Origin of the sequence: Pseudomonas sp. R3.Fl, from assembly GCF_023516765.1 — a bacterium.
GTDB classification, from domain to species: domain Bacteria; phylum Pseudomonadota; class Gammaproteobacteria; order Pseudomonadales; family Pseudomonadaceae; genus Pseudomonas; species Pseudomonas citronellolis.
Genome location: NZ_JAMGSO010000001.1, coordinates 3,589,305 through 3,604,781 on the forward strand (window position 1 = coordinate 3,589,305; position 15,477 = coordinate 3,604,781).

General features: G+C 70.0%; 16 protein-coding genes. 9 read left to right on the forward strand and 7 right to left on the reverse strand.

Annotated elements, in window-relative coordinates; all coding sequences use genetic code 11:
- Positions 1-27: 27 nt before the first annotated feature.
- Positions 28-1,563 (forward strand): 3-hydroxyacyl-CoA dehydrogenase, encoded by a 1,536-nt coding sequence (locus M8R19_RS15775; RefSeq protein ID WP_249918284.1) that lies wholly within the window; start codon positions 28-30, stop codon positions 1,561-1,563.
- Positions 1,564-2,015: 452 nt separating this feature from the next.
- Here the strand turns inward: M8R19_RS15775 and M8R19_RS15780 are convergent, their stop codons facing one another.
- Both M8R19_RS15780 and M8R19_RS15785 read right to left on the reverse strand, forming a co-directional pair.
- Entirely contained in the window at positions 2,016-3,071 is a 1,056-nt protein-coding gene (locus tag M8R19_RS15780) for an aminopeptidase (protein WP_249918285.1), read from the reverse strand.
- A gap of 85 nt (positions 3,072-3,156) precedes the next feature.
- Positions 3,157-4,248, reverse strand: coding sequence for an aminopeptidase (locus M8R19_RS15785; protein ID WP_249918286.1), 1,092 nt, complete (start codon positions 4,246-4,248; stop codon positions 3,157-3,159).
- Positions 4,249-4,316: 68 nt separating this feature from the next.
- Between M8R19_RS15785 and M8R19_RS15790 the strand changes: the two genes are divergently transcribed.
- A complete protein-coding gene (locus M8R19_RS15790) occupies positions 4,317-4,742 on the forward strand; it encodes a PA0061/PA0062 family lipoprotein (protein ID WP_043270085.1) in 426 nt (141 codons plus the stop codon).
- Between the two features lie 66 nt (positions 4,743-4,808).
- Positions 4,809-5,240 carry a PA0061/PA0062 family lipoprotein gene (locus tag M8R19_RS15795; protein ID WP_249918287.1) on the forward strand — a complete coding sequence of 144 codons (432 nt, stop codon included), beginning with the start codon at positions 4,809-4,811 and terminating at the stop codon, positions 5,238-5,240.
- A 10-nt stretch (positions 5,241-5,250) separates the two neighbouring features.
- Here M8R19_RS15795 and M8R19_RS15800 read toward each other — a convergent pair whose 3' ends face one another.
- The 3 genes from M8R19_RS15800 to M8R19_RS15810 form a co-directional block, all read right to left on the reverse strand.
- Positions 5,251-5,463 carry a DUF1161 domain-containing protein gene (locus tag M8R19_RS15800; RefSeq protein WP_099049091.1) on the reverse strand — a complete coding sequence of 71 codons (213 nt, stop codon included), beginning with the start codon at positions 5,461-5,463 and terminating at the stop codon, positions 5,251-5,253.
- 148 nt (positions 5,464-5,611) lie between these two features.
- Positions 5,612-5,836, reverse strand: coding sequence for a DUF1161 domain-containing protein (locus M8R19_RS15805; protein WP_043270087.1), 225 nt, complete (start codon positions 5,834-5,836; stop codon positions 5,612-5,614).
- Positions 5,837-5,960: 124 nt separating this feature from the next.
- Positions 5,961-6,176: a dodecin gene (locus tag M8R19_RS15810; protein ID WP_009614515.1), complete on the reverse strand. Its 216-nt coding sequence runs from the start codon at positions 6,174-6,176 to the stop codon at positions 5,961-5,963.
- A gap of 160 nt (positions 6,177-6,336) precedes the next feature.
- On the opposite strand from M8R19_RS15810, the gene M8R19_RS15815 reads away from it, so the two are divergent.
- The 3 genes from M8R19_RS15815 (at position 6,337) to M8R19_RS15825 (ending at position 10,258) form a co-directional block, all read left to right on the forward strand.
- On the forward strand, positions 6,337-6,852 hold the full coding sequence (locus M8R19_RS15815) for a sigma-70 family RNA polymerase sigma factor (RefSeq protein WP_249918288.1): 516 nt from the start codon (positions 6,337-6,339) through the stop codon (positions 6,850-6,852).
- Positions 6,849-7,796 carry a FecR family protein gene (locus M8R19_RS15820; RefSeq protein ID WP_116426167.1) on the forward strand — a complete coding sequence of 316 codons (948 nt, stop codon included), beginning with the start codon at positions 6,849-6,851 and terminating at the stop codon, positions 7,794-7,796. Before M8R19_RS15815 ends, M8R19_RS15820 begins: the two co-directional genes overlap by 4 nt.
- A gap of 89 nt (positions 7,797-7,885) precedes the next feature.
- The gene (locus tag M8R19_RS15825) at positions 7,886-10,258 is read left to right on the forward strand and encodes a TonB-dependent siderophore receptor (RefSeq protein ID WP_249918289.1); all 2,373 of its coding nucleotides are present in this window, start codon (positions 7,886-7,888) and stop codon (positions 10,256-10,258) included.
- Between the two features lie 4 nt (positions 10,259-10,262).
- Here M8R19_RS15825 and M8R19_RS15830 read toward each other — a convergent pair whose 3' ends face one another.
- A complete protein-coding gene (locus M8R19_RS15830; protein WP_074980804.1) occupies positions 10,263-11,159 on the reverse strand; it encodes a LysR family transcriptional regulator in 897 nt (298 codons plus the stop codon).
- Between the two features lie 268 nt (positions 11,160-11,427).
- On the opposite strand from M8R19_RS15830, the gene trpB reads away from it, so the two are divergent.
- The 3 genes from trpB to gloA2 all read left to right on the forward strand — a co-directional run bounded on the left by trpB (position 11,428) and on the right by gloA2 (position 13,947).
- On the forward strand, positions 11,428-12,636 hold the full coding sequence (trpB, locus tag M8R19_RS15835; protein ID WP_249918290.1) for a tryptophan synthase subunit beta: 1,209 nt from the start codon (positions 11,428-11,430) through the stop codon (positions 12,634-12,636).
- Positions 12,633-13,439, forward strand: coding sequence for a tryptophan synthase subunit alpha (gene trpA, locus M8R19_RS15840; protein WP_249918291.1), 807 nt, complete (start codon positions 12,633-12,635; stop codon positions 13,437-13,439). Before trpB ends, trpA begins: the two co-directional genes overlap by 4 nt.
- A gap of 124 nt (positions 13,440-13,563) precedes the next feature.
- Positions 13,564-13,947: an SMU1112c/YaeR family gloxylase I-like metalloprotein gene (gene gloA2 / locus M8R19_RS15845; protein WP_249918292.1), complete on the forward strand. Its 384-nt coding sequence runs from the start codon at positions 13,564-13,566 to the stop codon at positions 13,945-13,947.
- Positions 13,948-14,376: 429 nt separating this feature from the next.
- On the opposite strand, the gene M8R19_RS15850 is transcribed toward gloA2, so the two are convergent.
- Positions 14,377-15,312, reverse strand: coding sequence for an AraC family transcriptional regulator (locus M8R19_RS15850; RefSeq protein WP_064987650.1), 936 nt, complete (start codon positions 15,310-15,312; stop codon positions 14,377-14,379).
- Between the last annotated feature and the right edge of the window lie 165 nt (positions 15,313-15,477).

Here is a 15,477-nt window from a genome sequence, read left to right on the forward strand (position 1 = left end):
AGCCAGCCAGACGGGGACGCCACGTCCATGCCAGCCAGCAACCTTCCCGCGTTCCGCCGCATCGGCGTGATCGGCGCCGGCGCCATGGGCCGCGGCATCGCCCAGCTGTTCGCCAGCGCCGGGGTGCCGGTGCAGCTCTACGACAGCCGCGCCGAGAGCATCCAGCAGGCCCTGGACTTCAACCGCGAGCTGCTCGAACGCGCCGCCGCCAAGGGCAAGCTCGGCGCCGACGCCCTGGCCGCCACCCTGCAGCGCCTGCAAGCGGCACACAGCCTCGACGAGCTGGCCGGCTGCGACCTGCTGATCGAGGCCATCGTCGAAGACCTCGGCGCCAAGCAGGCGCTGTTCGCCGAGCTGGAGGCGCGGGTGGCGGACGATGCGGTGCTGGCCAGCAACACCTCGTCGCTGTCGATCACCCGTATCGCCGCGCGCTGCCGGCGCCCCGAGCGGGTGGCGGGCTTCCACTTCTTCAACCCGGCGCCCCTGATGCGCATCGTCGAAGTGGTGCGCGGCCAGCGCACCGACGAGGCAGTGATAACGCGCCTGTCGCGCCTGGCCGAGCAGGCCGGGCATTTCCCGGCGGTGAGCCCGGACAGCCCCGGCTTCATCGTCAACCACGCCGGCCGCGCCTACAGTACCGAAGCCCTGCGCATCCTCGGCGAAGGCATCGCCAGCGCCGCGCAGATCGACCGCATCCTGCGCGACGGCGCCGGCTTCCGCATGGGGCCCTTCGAGCTGTTCGACCTGACCGGGCTGGACGTCTCCCACGCGGTGATGGAATCGCTGTACCAGCAGTTCTACCAGGACCCGCGCTACCTGCCCTCGCCGCTGGCGGCGCAGCGGGTGGCCGCCGGCCTGCTCGGGCGCAAGAGCGGCGAGGGCTTCTACCGCTGCCGCGACGGCCAGCCGCTGCGCGAGCCGGAGCCGCAACCCGAGCCGGTGCTGCTGGACCGGCCCTTCTGGCTGGACAGCCAGGACCCGGAGCTGCGCCACCACGTCGGCCAGTTGCTGATCCAGGCCGGGCTGGTGCTGGAGAGCGCCGAGGCGCCTTCGGCCCGCGCCATCTGCCTGGTCACCCCGCTGGGGGAAGACGCCAGCACCCGCATCGACGCCCTCGGCCTGCCGGCGGAGCGCAGCCTGGCCCTGGAAAGCTTCGGCGACCTCGACAAGCGCCGCGTGCTGATGCGCCAGCCGGCCCTCGACCCGCAGCTGGAGGCCCAGGCGCGCCAGGCCCTGGGCGCCGACGGCGTGCCGGTGGAAGTGATCAACGACTCCGCCGGCTTCGTCACCCAGCGGGTGATCGCCAGCATCGTCAACCTGGGCTGCGAGATCGCCCAGCGCGGCATCGCCACCCCGGTGACCCTCGACCGCGCGGTCCAACTGGCCCTGGGCTACCCCTTCGGCCCGCTGGCCTTCGGCGAGCACTACGGCGCGGCGCGCATCCTCACCATCCTCCAGGGCCTGCAGGCCTGCTACGGCGAACCGCGCTACCGCCCCAGCCCCTGGCTGCGCCGCCGCGTGCAACTGGACCTGCCGCTGCACGCCCCGGATGCGGCGGACTGAGAACAACTGTCCTACAGGCCGCGCCGAACCGCTCTTCGTAGGAGCGAGCTTGCTCGCGAACCGCATGGCACCACATTTGTTCGCGAGCAAGAACTAGGCGTCCCCCTCGCTCCTACGAGAAGCCGTGCCCGTCCGTAGGGTAGGAGCGGGCCCTGCCCGCGATTTCGCGCGCAGGGCGCGCTCCTACAGGGAAGCTACGCGGGTGGGGGTGGCGTAGGAGCGGACTCCGTCCGCGATAGGCCCAGCGCCGGCCCTGCCGGCGAAATCGCGGATAAATCCTACGGGGTGAGGATGGAGCCCCCAGCCCCTCACCACCAATGCAACCGCTCCTGCAGGCACAGGAGAAACGCCATCGTAGGATGGGTTGAGCGAAGCGATACCCATCACCCCGGCCCGATGGGTTTCGCAAGCTCAACCCATCCTACGAAGATCGCCTAGGCGCAGGCGATGCCTCACAACCACCGAAACCGCCCATCCGCAAGCTGCTCCAACGCCGCCTGCCGCTGCGCCGCGGGCAGCGCGCCGAGCCTTGCGGCCTGGGCATAGAACGCCGGCCAGTCGCCGTCGACCTGGCGGTATAGCGCGGCGAAGGCCGGCACCCACTGGTCGTAGAGCGCGAAGGGCAGCAGCGTGGCGTTGTTCAGCAGCCCGTCGATCCAGCCGTCGAACAGGCCCTTGCCACCCCAGCGCCGGGCCACCAGTTGCCGGTATTCGCTACGCAGGCGCTCGAACTCGGCGGCCTTGCGCGCCCGCATCGCCTCCGGCGGCAGGCCGCTGGCGTAGAGCGCCTGCAACCGCACCCGCGTCGCCAGCACCAGGGCCGCCAGCTCCTCGCGCTGCCGCGGCCCGGAATCCTTCGGCAGCGGCTGCCCGCGCCAGGCCAGCCACTGGCGCAGCCCCTCCCGCTGTACGAAGACCGCCAGGGATTCGTTGAAGGCGCTGTCGCCGGGCAGGTACAGGCGCTGGTGGGCCAGCTCGTGAAAGATCAGCTCGGCCTGGTGCGCCTCGTCGCCGAGCATGGTGCTGAGAATGGGCGCATCCTCGCGCCCGGGAATGGTGAAGGCCGCGGCCGCGCCTATGCAGGTGTCCAGGCCCTGGCGCTGCAGCTCGGCCGCCGCGCGCCGGGCGGCATGCGGATCGTAGAAGCCGAGGTAGCTGACGCAGCCGGCGCGGGGAAAGCAGCGGTCGCGCGGCCGCAGGGAGAATTCGTCGGTGGCGAACAGGTTCCACACCGCGTAGTCCCGGCCCAGGTCGGCGTAACGGCGGTAGCTGGCGTTGTCCGGCAGGTCCAGGTGGCGGCTGGCGAACTCGCGGGCGGCCACGGCGGCGGCGAGCAGGCGCCGGGTGCGCGCGTCGGTGCCGGGGTCGGCCAGCACCTCGGCCACCGGCAGGGCGTTGGCCAGCACTTCCCGCTGGCCCTCGTGCAACTGCTCCTGGTAGCTCCCGGCGGCGCAGGCCACCAGCAACGGCAGGCCCAGGCAGGCCAAGGCGCGATGGACGAAGCCCATGGCGCACCTCCATGCCCGTTGACCCGGGGCAGGGGGGCCATGGCGGCCCGCGCGAAGTCAAAAAATCGACTCTTTACGGGTGAGCCTAGCGCAGGCTGACAAATTCGCCGGTTTTCAGTCGCGCCAGCGCTGCCTGCCGCTCTTCCGCGGGCAGCGCGCCGAGCTTCTCGACCCGCGCATAGAACGCCGGCCAGTTGCCGCCGACCTGGCGCAGCAGCGTGGCGAAGGCCGGCACCCACTGGTCGTAGAGGCCGAAGGGCAGCAGCTTGGCGTTGTTCAGCGGGCCGTTCACCCAGGCGTCGTAGGGGCACTTGCCGGCCCATTCGCGCTGGCACAGCGCGCGATAGTCGCGGCGCAGGCGCTCGAACTCGGCGGTCTTGGCGGCGCGCTTGTCGGCTTCGGGCAGGTCGCGGGCGTAGAGTTCCTTCAGGCGCTCGCGGGTGTCCAGCACCAGGCGGGTGAAGCCTTCGCGCTGGCGCACGCGGCTGGCCTGCTCCGGCGGCAGGCCGCGGAAGGCGCGCCAGCGGCGGCCGCCCTCCTGCTCGACGAAGCTGGCGTAGGACTCGTTGAAAGCGGTGTCGCCCGGCAGGTAGAAGCGCTGGTGGGCCAGCTCGTGGAACAGCGTCTCGGCCAGGCGCTGGTCGTCCCAGCGCAGCATGCTGCTGATGATCGGGTCGTCGAACCAGCCGAGGGTGGAGTAGGCCTCCACGCCGCCGACGTAGACGTCCCAGCCCTGCGCCTCCAGGCGCTGCGCCTCGGCCTTGGCGCCGGCCTCGGCGTAGTAGCCGCGGTAGGCCACGCAGCCGGCGATGGGGAAGCAGTGGGTGAGCGGCTGCAGCGACAGTTCCGGCGTGGCGAACACGTTCCACACCACGTAGGGCCGGTGGATATCGCTGTACAGCCGGTAGCTGCGGTTGTCCGGCAGGGCCAGCTCGGCGCTGGCGAAGGCGCGGGCCTCCTGGGACAGCGCCAGGCGCTGGCGCAGCCTGGCGTCGCGGGCGGGGTCGGCGACCACCTCGGCCACCGGCTCGCGGGCCGCCAGCAACTGCAACTGGCCGTTGCCCAACTGGCTGTAATAGCCGGCTGTGGAACAACCGCCCAGCAGGAAGAACGCCAGGCAGGGAACCCAGCGGGGCAATCGGCGGTCGAGAAACGCAATACACAGGCGGGCGGGCATGCGCGGCACATTAGCACAGGCCCCGAACCGCCGCTGCCGACACAACAAGACTGCCCTGGAGTGTACCCATGCGCCCGCTGCTGCTCGCCACCGGCCTGCTCGTCCTGAGCGGTTGCTCGCTGATTCTGCCGCAACCCGACCCCAACCGTGCCTGGATCGACCTCGACACCAACGGCCAGAGCGACCTCTCGGCCCTGCAGGTGGACGACCAGCCCTGGCACAGCACCCGCTACTTCGAAGTCGACCCCGGCCAGCACGAGCTGCGCGTGCGCTACCAGTTCCAGGTCGAGCCGCAGAACATCGGCTCCGAGGCCGCGGTTTCCGAGGCGATGTGGCGCGACTGCCAGCTGACCCTCAAGTACAAGGACTTCGGCGCCGGCCAGCGCTACCGCCTGGAGACCGGCAGCATCGGCTTCTATCCCTGGGCCCGGCTGTACGACCAGCAGGCCAACGAAATCGCCCGCGGCCGCACCGGGCGCTGCGAGAAGGTCTGAGCGAACGCGCCGCGGCGCCGCCCAGGGCGTATGCTGGGCGGATTCCCCGCTTCGAGCGACACCGCCATGGGCAAACTTCCGCTGCTGTTCCTGCCGGCCCTGCTGAGCGCCTGCGCCGGCCCGCTGCCGGCCCACGACCCGCAGCTGGCCTGGGTCGACCTCTACACCCAGCCGGCCAACACCCTGCTCGCCGAGCGCCTGGACAAGCAGGTGCTGCGCGACGGCCGCTTCTTCCAGGTGCCGCCGGGCAAGCACGAGCTGGAAGTGCGCTACCAGTACGAGATTCCCGGGGGTGGCGGCGGCCTGGCGATGAGCGACAACACCACGCAGATCACCTGCCGCGTGTGGCTGACCTACGACAACTTCGCCCCCGGCCAGCGCTACCGCCTGGAGGTGCGCCCGCAGCTGCGCAGGGCCCTGGCCCTGCTCACCGACGCCAATGGCCAACTGGTGGCCAAGACCGATTTCCAGGGGCGGATGGACTGCGGGCTGTTCTGAGCCGCGCGGCTCAGTCGTCGTTCTTCTGGTAGATGATCTTGCGCGTGCCGCCCTCGCAGCTGCCGACCACCATGCTCGGGTCCTTCACCTCGGCGTTGGTGACTATCTCCAGGGTGTAGGCGGTCACCCCGGCGGACTGGATCTTGGTCTCGATCTCCGCCTTGAGTTCCTCGCACGGCTTGGTCTTCGCCTGGGCGGCGCCCGCGCAGGCCAGGGCCAGCATCAGCACGGCGAACTTGCTCACGGTCATGGCATTCCCTCGTCAGCCCCACCACGGGGCGCCCTATCCTAACGAGAGACAGCGCGGCGGCGACAGAGTGCCCAACGACGAAGGGGCGCCAATGGCGCCCCTTCGCGGTCCCGCGGCGGCTTCAGTGCCGCGAATAGACGATCTCCTTGCTGCCGCCCTCGCAGGTGCCGACCACCTGACGAGCACCACCCGCGCCCTTGTCGACGATCTCCAGGGTGTAGCCCGAGACGCCCTTGGCCTGGAGTTTCGCGTCGATCTCGGCCTTGAGCTCCTCGCACGGCTTGCCGGCGGCCAGGACGCTGCCCGCCATGGCCAGCAGGCCGGCGGCCAACAACAGGTTCTTCATGGCTGATGCTCTCCGTTGAACGAATGGACGAAGGGCCCCGCTGGGCCCGTGAAACGGCCGCCCCACGGCGGCCCCCGAAAGCCCCCGGCGCCCCGGCCCGCGGGCGCGCGGCGGCGAATGCCGGTCAGCTGTCGGCGATCTTGAAGCCGACCTTCAGCGTCACCTGGTAATGCCCCACCGCACCGTTCTCGATATGCCCGCGGGTGTCCACCACCTCGAACCATTCCAGGTTCTTCAACGACTTCGAGGCCTCGGCCAGGGCGTTGTTGATGGCGTCCTCGATGCTGGTGCGCGAGGACCCGACCAGCTCGATCTTCTTGTAGGTGTGATGGTTCGACATCGGCTTCTCCTTGGGCGCGCCCGGCGGCGCGCAGTGCTGAATGTCCTCGTAGGACACTAGCCGAGCCCTGGAGGTGCAGCAAATTGCCGCCAGGGGCCAATTGCCGGCCGGGGCCCGGGATCTATAGAATGCGAAGCATTCTTATTTGCGCATATCTGGGATGACGCCCGTGTCCGGCACCTACTCCAGCAAGCTGGAATGTTTCTTCAGCGATCACCACCGCTGGCTGCTGCTGCACGTGCAGCGCTACCTGGGCAACCGCGCCGACAGCGAGGACACCGCGGCCGAGACCTTCTGCCAACTGCTCGCCGCCCGCGTCGACCCGCAGGGCATCCAGCAACCGCGCGCCTACCTGTCGACCATCGCCCGCCGCCTGGTCTACGACCGCCACCGCCGCCGGCGCCTGGAGCAGGCCTACCTCGACTACCTGGCCGGCCAGCCCGAGGCCCTGGAGCCATCGCCGGAAGAACGCGCCCTGCTGCTGGAGGCGCTGAGCCTGGTCGACCGCAGCCTCAGCGGGCTGCCCCAGGAGGTCAAGCAGGCCTTCCTCTACAGCCAGCTCGACGGCCTGGGCTACACCGAGATCGGCCACCGCCTGGGGGTGTCGGAACGCACCGTGGGCCGCTACATGAAGCAGGCCCTGCGGCAGATCTACCTCAATGAGCTGGTGCCATGAGCGGCATGCGCCTGGATGCGGCCGGCGAGCAGGCCATCGACTGGATGGTGCGGCTGCGCGCCGGCCACGCCGACGCCGAACTGCAACGCCAGCTGGACGCCTGGCTGGCCAGCGACCCGGCCCACGCCGAAGCCTGGGCGCGCCTGCAACGCGGCCTTGGCAGCCCCTACGACAGACTGCGCCGGCTGCCCGGCGCCAGCGAGCTGCTGCTGCGCCAGCACGGCGGCCGCCGCGACCTGCTGCGCGGCCTGGCCGGCCTCGGCCTGCTCGGCGCGGGCCTCTGGCTGGGCGCACGCAGCACCCCCGGGCGCGCCCTGCTGGCCGACCTGCGCACCGGCACCGGCGAGCGCCGCGACTTCGTCCTGGCCGACGGCAGCCACCTCTACCTCAACGCCGAGAGCGCCGTGGACATCGCCTTCGACGCCAGCCAGCGGCTGATCCTGCTGCGCCGTGGCGAACTAGTCGTGCAGGTCGCCGCGGACGCCGCGCGGCCCTTCGTGGTCCGCACCGCCCAGGGCGAGGCGCGGGCGCTGGGCACGCGCTTCCTGGTGCGCCAGGAAGCCGCCGACACCCGCGTGGTGGTGCTGGAGCATTCGGTGCGCGTCAGCCTGCCGGGCAGGCAGGACTGGCGCGACCTGCGCGAAGGCGAGGGCGCCTTGCTGCAGGCGGAAGGCATCCAGCCGCTGCGCGGCCAGGCACGCCGCGCCGACTGGCTCAGCGGCCAGCTGAGCGTCGCCGACGAACCGCTGGAGGCGGTGATCGACGCACTGCGTCCGTACCTGCGCGGCTACATCCGCGTCGAGCCGCGCGCCCGGCAGCTGCGGGTGCAGGGCGTGTTCCCGCTGGACCAGCCGGCCCGCGCCCTCGCCGCGCTGGGCGAGACCCTGCCGCTGCGCATCGAGCGCTATGGCCCCTGGCTGACCCTGGTCGGTCTTCGCGAGTGAAGGACGAAAAAATTTGCCGCATGGCTGTCCGGTTTTTTCGCGCCATCGCACCTAACTCCTGAAACAAGACACATTCTCAGGAGAATCCCGTGCCCACACCCTGGCCCCGCGCCTTCGCCACCACCCTCGTCCTGGCCGTCGCCAGTGCGCAGTCGTTCGCCGCCAACGGCCAGCGCCTGCACTTCGAACTGCCCGCCGCCAGCCTGGCCGAGACGCTCAACGCCATCGCCCGGCAGAGCGGACAGGTGATTTCCCTGGACCCGGCCCTGGTCCGCGACAAGCGCGCTCCGGCCATCCACGGCGAGCTGAGCGCCGAGCAGGCGCTGGAGCGTGCCCTGCGCGGCAGCGGCCTGCAATTGAAGGTCACCGCCAGCGGCGCCTACAGCGTGGAACCCGCGCCCACCGACAGCGCGCTGGAAATGGGCAGCACCACCGTGACCGGCCAGGGCCTGGGCGCCACCACCGAGCACAGCGGCTCCTACACCACCGGCGACATGCAGACCGCCACCCGCCTGCCGCTGTCGATACGCGAGACGCCCCAGGCCGTCACCGTGATGACGCGCCAGCGCATGGACGACCAGGCGATGACCAGCATCACCGACGTGGTGCAGTACACCCCCGGCCTGTTCCTCAGCCATGCCGACGGCCCCGGCCGCCCTTCGTTCAGCGCACGCGGCTTCGACATCGACAACGTGATGTACGACGGCCTGCCCAGCGCCTACCAGGGCTGGACCATCGGGGTGCAACCGAACCTGGCGATGTTCGACCGCGTCGAGGTGATCCGTGGCGCGACCGGCCTGGTCACCGGCAGCGGCAACCCCTCGGCGGCGATCAACATGGTGCGCAAGCGGCCCACCAGCGCCCCGCAGGTCAGCCTGACCGGCGCCGCCGGCCGTTGGGGCGACTACCGCGGCGAACTCGACGCCTCCGGGCCGCTCAATGACAGCGGCACCCTGCGCGGCCGCGTGGTCGGCTCCTACCGCGACGCCGACAGCTTCCGCGACGAGGAAGAACAGGACCACGGGCTGTTCTACACGGTCGGCGAGGCGGACCTGGGCGAGGACACCACCCTGACCCTGGGCTTCTCGCGCCAGGAGGACAAGACCAACCTGTTCTGGGGCGGCCTGCCGCTGGGCGTCGACGGCCATCACCTGGACCTGCCGCGTTCCACCTATCCGGGCAGCGACTGGGAGAACAAGGAGCAGAGGACCAACACCCTGTTCGGCAACCTCGAGCACCGCCTGGACCATGGCTGGACGCTGCGCCTGGCCGCCATGGCGGCGTCGCAGGACGGGCTGTTCTCCGGCACCTACCTGCGCCGCGACACGGCCCTGGACCTCTACCACCAGGCCTACCAGGGCCGCTACGACGAAGACCAGAACGCCTTCGACCTGTACGCCAGCGGGCCGGTGCGGCTGTTCGACCGCGAGCACGAGATCGTCGCCGGCGTCAGCCGCCGCGAAACCGACCGCACCACGCAGAACTACAGCGGCGGCGGCATAATCCCCATCGGCGCGGCGAAACCCGACTTCATCCGTTCCTACAAGGCGCATGACGTCACCACCCAGGAAGGCAGCTACCTCACCGGCCGCTTCAGCCTGGCCGACCCGCTCAAGCTGATCCTCGGCGGCCGCCTGGACTGGTACGAGTACGACGACCGCAAGAGCGACGCCGACTACAAGGTGGTGCGCAACGTCACCCGCTACGCCGGCCTGGTCTACGACCTGGACGAACACCATTCGCTCTACGCCAGCTACACCGACATCTTCCAGCCGCAGACGCAGAAGGACACCGGCGGCGCGCTGCTCGCGCCCATCGAGGGCAAGAACTACGAGATCGGCGTGAAAGGCGAGTACTTCGACGGCGCACTCAACGCCAGCGCCGCGGTCTTCCAGATCGACCAGAAGAACCGCGCCAGCCTGCTGGACGACCAGAGCGCCTGCCCGACCTTCCCGTCCGAGTCCTGCTACGAGGCGGCCGGGCTGGTGCGCAGCCAGGGCCTGGACCTGGAACTGCAGGGCGCGCTGAGCGAGTACTGGCAGGTGGGCGCCGGCTTCACCTACACCCGTGCGCGCTACAAGCACGACGCCGACCCGGCCAACGAAGGCCAGCGCTTCAGCACCGATACCCCCGAGCGGCTGTTCAAGCTCACCAGCCTCTATCACCTGCAGGGCCCGCTGGAGAAATGGCGCGTCGGCGGCAGCCTCTACTGGCAGAGCCGCATCTACAACGACGTGGACCTCGCCGAAGGCAGCCGCTACCGGGTGGAGCAGGGCAGCTATGCCATCGCGGGCCTGGTGGCCGGCTACCGTGCCAACGAGCACCTGGACCTGCAGTTGAACGTCGACAACCTGTTCGACCGCACCTACTACTCGGCCATCGGCTACGACATCTACTGGGGCTCCACCGACACCTACGGCACTCCGCGCAGCTACATGCTCACCGCCAAGTACGACTTCTGAGCCCTCAGCGCGCCGCGCCGGCCAACTCGCCCCGCAACCAGCGGGCCAGGCGTTCGGCGCGGGCGTCGCCGCGCCGGGCCGGCACCCACAGCGCCAGGCGCGCGGCGGTTTCGGCGAAGCCCCAGGGCGCAGCCAGGCGGCCGGCGGCGAGGTCGTCGGCCACCAGCGCCTGGGGAGCGATGGCCACGCCCAGGCCGGCCACCGCCGCTTCCAGCAGGTAGTACAGGTGCTCGAAGCCCTGGCCCAGGTGCAGCGCGCCGGCGTCCAGGCCCTGGGCGAGCGCCCATTGCGGCCAGGCCTGGGGCCGCGAGGTAGTGTGCAGCAGCGCCTCGCCCAGCAGCGCCCGGGGTTCGGCCCGCTGCAGTTCGGCGAAGCGCGGGTGGCGCGGGCTGAGCACCGGGCCGATGCGCTCGGCGGCCAGTTCGAACACCTGCATGTCGGCCGGCCACGGCGGCTCGGCGAACAGCAGGGTGGCGTCGACGCCGCCGCGGCGCGGGTCCAGTTCGCCCTCGCTGGCCGAGAGTTGCAGGCGCAGTTCCGGCAGCTCGCGGTTCAGGCGGTCCAGGCGCGGGATGAACCAGCGGGCCAGCAGGCTTCCCGGGCAACCGAGCACGAAGGGCGCCTCGCCGCCAGCCTGGCGCAGCTCGGCGCAGACACGGCGCAGGCGCTCGAAGGCGTCGCCGCTGGCCTCGCCCAGGCGGCGCCCGGCATCGGTGAGTTTTACGCCGCGCCCGTCCTTGGCCAGCAAGGCCACGCCGAGGTCTTCCTCCAGTTGCCGCAGCTGCCGGCTCACCGCACCGTGGGTGACGTGCAGCTCGGCTGCCGCCTGGCTTACGCCGCCGAGACGGGCGACGGCATCGAAGGCGCGCAGGGCGTTGAGCGGGGGAAGGTCGCGGCTCATGGCGTTCAACCTGTGAGTTTTCCTGACATGTCCGGGCGATCTTATCGCTTTTCCCGCCCGCCCGGCAGTCGTATCCTCGGCACATTCCGTAGGAGCAACGGCCTTGCGCCGAGGTGCTCTTCGTAGGATGGGTTGAGCTTGCGAAACCCATGCGGTTGCGCTGATGGGTATCGCTTCGCTCAACGCCATCCTACGAAAAGCCGTGCTTCCCTGGAGGTGTTTCGCACCCAGGGGCGCTCCTGCCTACCGACACCAGAGGAGCCTTCCCATGTCCACATTGCGCACCGGTCCCGACGCCAAGGGCCTGTTCGGCAGCTTCGGCGGCCAGTACGTCGCCGAGACGCTGATGCCGCTGATCCACGACCTGGCCCGCGAGTACGACAAGGCCAAGGAGGATCCGGAGTTCCACAAGGAACTGGCCTACTTCCAGCGCGACTACGTCGGTCGCCCGAGCCCGCTGTACTTCGCCGAGCGCCTGACCGAGCACTGCGGCGGGGCGAAGATCTACCTCAAGCGCGAAGAGCTGAACCACACCGGCGCGCACAAGATCAACAACTGCATCGGCCAGATCCTCCTGGCCAGGCGCATGGGCAAGCAGCGCATCATCGCCGAGACCGGCGCCGGCATGCACGGCGTGGCCACCGCCACCGTGGCGGCGCGCTTCGGCATGAAGTGCGTGGTCTACATGGGCACCACCGACATCGACCGCCAGCAGGCCAACGTCTTCCGCATGCGCCTGCTGGGCGCCGAGGTGATCCCGGTCACCGCCGGCACCGGCACCCTCAAGGACGCCATGAACGAAGCCCTGCGCGACTGGGTGACCAACGTCCACGACACCTTCTACCTGATCGGCACCGTGGCCGGCCCGCACCCCTACCCGGCGATGGTCCGCGACTTCCAGGCGGTGATCGGCAAGGAAACCCGCGAGCAGCTGGCCGAGAAGGAAGGCCGCCTGCCCGATTCCCTGGTCGCCTGCATCGGCGGCGGCTCCAACGCCATGGGCCTGTTCCACCCGTTCCTGGATGACGCCAGCGTCAAGATCATCGGCGTGGAAGCCGCCGGCCACGGCATCGAGACCGGCAAGCACGCGGCCAGCCTGAACGGCGGCGTGCCCGGCGTGCTGCACGGCAACCGCACCTTCCTGCTGCAGGACGAGGACGGCCAGATCATCGACGCCCACTCCATTTCCGCCGGCCTGGACTACCCCGGCATCGGCCCGGAACACGCGTGGCTGCACGACATCGGCCGCGTCGAGTACACCTCGATCACCGACCACGAGGCGCTGCAGGCCTTCCACACCTGCTGCCGCCTGGAAGGCATCATCCCGGCGCTGGAGTCCTCCCACGCCCTGGCCGAGGTGTTCAAGCGCGCGCCGAACCTGCCCAAGGACCACATCATGGTGGTGAACCTGTCCGGTCGTGGCGACAAGGACATGCAGACCGTCATGCACCACATGCAACAGGAGCCGCAAGCATGAGCCGCCTGCAGACCCGCTTCGCCGAACTGAAACAGCAGAACCGCGCCGCCCTGGTGACCTTCATCACCGCCGGCGACCCGGGCTACTCCACCTCGCTGGACATCCTCAAGGGCCTGCCCGAGGCCGGCGCCGACGTGATCGAGCTGGGCATGCCGTTCACCGACCCGATGGCCGACGGCCCGGCGATCCAGCTGGCCAACATCCGCGCCCTGGGCAACGGCCAGAACCTGGCCAGGACGCTGAAGATGGTCCGCGAATTCCGCGCCGGCAACGACAGCACCCCGCTGGTGCTGATGGGCTACTTCAACCCCATCCACTACTACGGCGTCGAGCGCTTCATCGCCGATGCCAAGGAAGCCGGCGTCGACGGCCTGATCATCGTCGACCTGCCGCCGGAACATAACGAGGACCTGTGCCAGCCGGCCCAGGCCGCCGGGCTGGACTTCATCCGCCTGACCACCCCGACCACCGACGACAAGCGCCTGCCCACGGTGCTCGCGGGCAGCTCGGGCTTCGTCTACTACGTCTCGGTGGCCGGCGTGACCGGCGCAGGAGCCGCGACCCTGGAGCACGTCGAGCAGGCCGTGGCGCGCCTGCGCCGCCACACCGACCTGCCGGTGGCCATCGGCTTCGGCATCCGCACCCCGGAACACGCCGCCAGCGTCGCCCGCCTGGCCGACGGCGTGGTGGTGGGCTCGGCGCTGGTGGACAAGATCGCCAACGCGGGAAGCTCCGCCGAAGCCGTGCAGGGCGTGCTGGGCCTGTGCCGCGAGCTGGCCGAGGGCGTGCGCAAGGCGCGCTGAGGGCCCGGCTGCATGAGCGGGGCGATATCCAGCGATGGGTATCGCTTCGCTCAACGCCATCCTACGGGGGGCGGTGGGCAGGCTGCATAATGGGTCGGGTGTTTTTCCGCAGCGGCCCCAGCCCATGAACCTGCACAGCCTTCACCACGTTGCCCTGATCTGCTCCGATTACCTACGCTCAAAACGCTTCTACACCGAGGTGTTGGGGTTGCGGGTGGTCGCCGAGACCTACCGCGCCGAACGCGATTCCTGGAAGCTCGACCTGGCCCTGGGCGAGGTGCAGCTGGAGCTGTTCTCCTTCCCCGGCGCGCCGCCGCGGCCGTCCTATCCGGAGGCTCTGGGGCTGCGCCACCTGGCCTTCGCCGTGGAGGACCTGGAAGCGGCGGTGGCCGAGCTGGAGGGGCAGGGGGTGCGTTGCGAGGCTATTCGTTGCGATGGGTTGACCGGTAAGCGCTTTACCTTTTTCGCCGATCCGGATGGGTTGCCGTTGGAGTTGTATGAGCGTTGATGGATGCCCGCCGGCCTGTCGGCCGGAATCGCGGATGAATCCGCTCCTACCGTAAGGGCGGCCGGCTTACTCGCGAATGGTGCTTGCCTGGGACTTTGGGGTTGGGCTTTGGAGCGCCCTCTCCCTAACCCTCGGCTGCGCGCCCCGCCCTGAAGGGAGAGGGGACCGTTCGGCATGCGCTGTTATCTCGACGCTCGCCGGCAAGCTCGGTGGTATCCAGCAGAAACCATATCCCTTCTCGGCACGGACTAGCCCCCTCTCCCTTCGGAGCGGGGCGCGCAGCCAGGGCTGGGGAGAGGGGCTCTTAGACCTGACACCGACCCTCCAGCCAGCAGCCGAGAATCGCCTCCGTACGGGCAGGCACGGCTTCTCGTAGGATGGCGTTGAGCGAAGCGATACCCATCGCCATGGCGCGAGGCTCGGCCAAGGTCAGGCCGGCATCGCCGCGTCGCCCAGGGCGTTGCGCAGGCTGGCCAGGTCGCGCAGCGGCGGGGCGCCGAACAGGCGGCTGTATTCGCGGCTGAACTGCGAGGGGCTCTCGTAGCCCACGCGGTGGCCGGCCACCGCCACTTCCAGGCCCTCGGAGAGCATCAGCCGGCGCGCCTCCTGCAGGCGCAGCTGCTTCTGGTACTGCAGCGGGCTGAGCGCGGTGACTTCCTTGAAGCGGTGGTGCAGGGTCGAAGCGCTGAGGTTGACCTCGCGGGCCAGGTCGTCGATGCGCAGGGCCTTGTCGAAGTTGCGGTTGAGCCATTCGATGGCGCGGGTCACCCGGTGCGTCTGGCTGTCGGTCATCGCCAGGTCGTGCAGCAGGTGGCCCTGGGGCCCGCGCAGCAGGCGGTAGAGAATCTCGCGGATGTACAGCGGCGCCAGCATGGCGATGTCGCGCGGGCTGTCGAGCAGGCGCATCAGCCGCAGCAGGGCGTCGAGCACCGAGGTGTCCAGGCGCTGCAGGTAGATGCCGCGGCTGGCCGGGCGCGGGGTGCTGCCGGCCAGGCCGGCGTCGGCGATCAGCCGCGTCAGTTCGCCCGGGTCGATGTCCAGGCGCAGCGACAGGTAGGGCTTGTCCGGCGAGGCGTCGACCACCTGGCCGCACACCGGCAGGGTCACCGAGACCACCAGCAGGTTGAGTTCGTCGTAGCGGTAGATTTCCGGGCCGACGCGGATTTCCTTGCTGCCCTGGGCGATGACGCACAGCGCCGGGCGGTACAGGGTGGGCATGCGGCCTTCGCTGGGCTGCTCCAGGCGCGCCAGCGACAGCGATTCGACGGCGGTGTCGTGGACGCCGGAGACGCCATTGCAGTGGCGCTCGATGATGTCGGCCAGTTCCTGGCGGCTGGCGGCGACGGGGTCGTGGGGCTGCGACATACGGGGGCCTCCGAGAGTGGCGGCGTCCAGCTTACGCCCGGGCACACGCGGGAAGTGTGACAGGACGACGGACGCTGGAGGATCGGGCAAGCAATCGGCAGGATCGTACAAGCCAACCGCCGTGGGAAGCCCCCATCATGCCAGCCAGGCCAGGGAATCCGCCGC

What these genes read in the sequence shown, in the direction of transcription:
- M8R19_RS15805 (WP_043270087.1), bottom strand. Translation starts at nt 5,836, where the DNA reads ATGAAGAACCTGTTGTTGGCCGCCGGCCTGCTGGCCATGGCGGGCAGC.
- M8R19_RS15780 (WP_249918285.1), bottom strand. Translation starts at nt 3,071, where the DNA reads ATGGGCTTCGTCCATCGCGCCTTGGCCTGCCTGGGCCTGCCGTTGCTG.
- M8R19_RS15795 (WP_249918287.1), top strand. Translation starts at nt 4,809, where the DNA reads ATGGGCAAACTTCCGCTGCTGTTCCTGCCGGCCCTGCTGAGCGCCTGC.
- trpA (WP_249918291.1), top strand. Translation starts at nt 12,633, where the DNA reads ATGAGCCGCCTGCAGACCCGCTTCGCCGAACTGAAACAGCAGAACCGC.
- M8R19_RS15815 (WP_249918288.1), top strand. Translation starts at nt 6,337, where the DNA reads ATGACGCCCGTGTCCGGCACCTACTCCAGCAAGCTGGAATGTTTCTTC.
- M8R19_RS15800 (WP_099049091.1), bottom strand. Translation starts at nt 5,463, where the DNA reads ATGCTGGCCCTGGCCTGCGCGGGCGCCGCCCAGGCGAAGACCAAGCCG.
- M8R19_RS15820 (WP_116426167.1), top strand. Translation starts at nt 6,849, where the DNA reads ATGAGCGGCATGCGCCTGGATGCGGCCGGCGAGCAGGCCATCGACTGG.
- M8R19_RS15810 (WP_009614515.1), bottom strand. Translation starts at nt 6,176, where the DNA reads ATGTCGAACCATCACACCTACAAGAAGATCGAGCTGGTCGGGTCCTCG.
- M8R19_RS15790 (WP_043270085.1), top strand. Translation starts at nt 4,317, where the DNA reads ATGCGCCCGCTGCTGCTCGCCACCGGCCTGCTCGTCCTGAGCGGTTGC.
- M8R19_RS15785 (WP_249918286.1), bottom strand. Translation starts at nt 4,248, where the DNA reads ATGCCCGCCCGCCTGTGTATTGCGTTTCTCGACCGCCGATTGCCCCGC.
- gloA2 (WP_249918292.1), top strand. Translation starts at nt 13,564, where the DNA reads ATGAACCTGCACAGCCTTCACCACGTTGCCCTGATCTGCTCCGATTAC.
- M8R19_RS15830 (WP_074980804.1), bottom strand. Translation starts at nt 11,159, where the DNA reads ATGAGCCGCGACCTTCCCCCGCTCAACGCCCTGCGCGCCTTCGATGCC.
- trpB (WP_249918290.1), top strand. Translation starts at nt 11,428, where the DNA reads ATGTCCACATTGCGCACCGGTCCCGACGCCAAGGGCCTGTTCGGCAGC.
- M8R19_RS15775 (WP_249918284.1), top strand. Translation starts at nt 28, where the DNA reads ATGCCAGCCAGCAACCTTCCCGCGTTCCGCCGCATCGGCGTGATCGGC.
- M8R19_RS15850 (WP_064987650.1), bottom strand. Translation starts at nt 15,312, where the DNA reads ATGTCGCAGCCCCACGACCCCGTCGCCGCCAGCCGCCAGGAACTGGCC.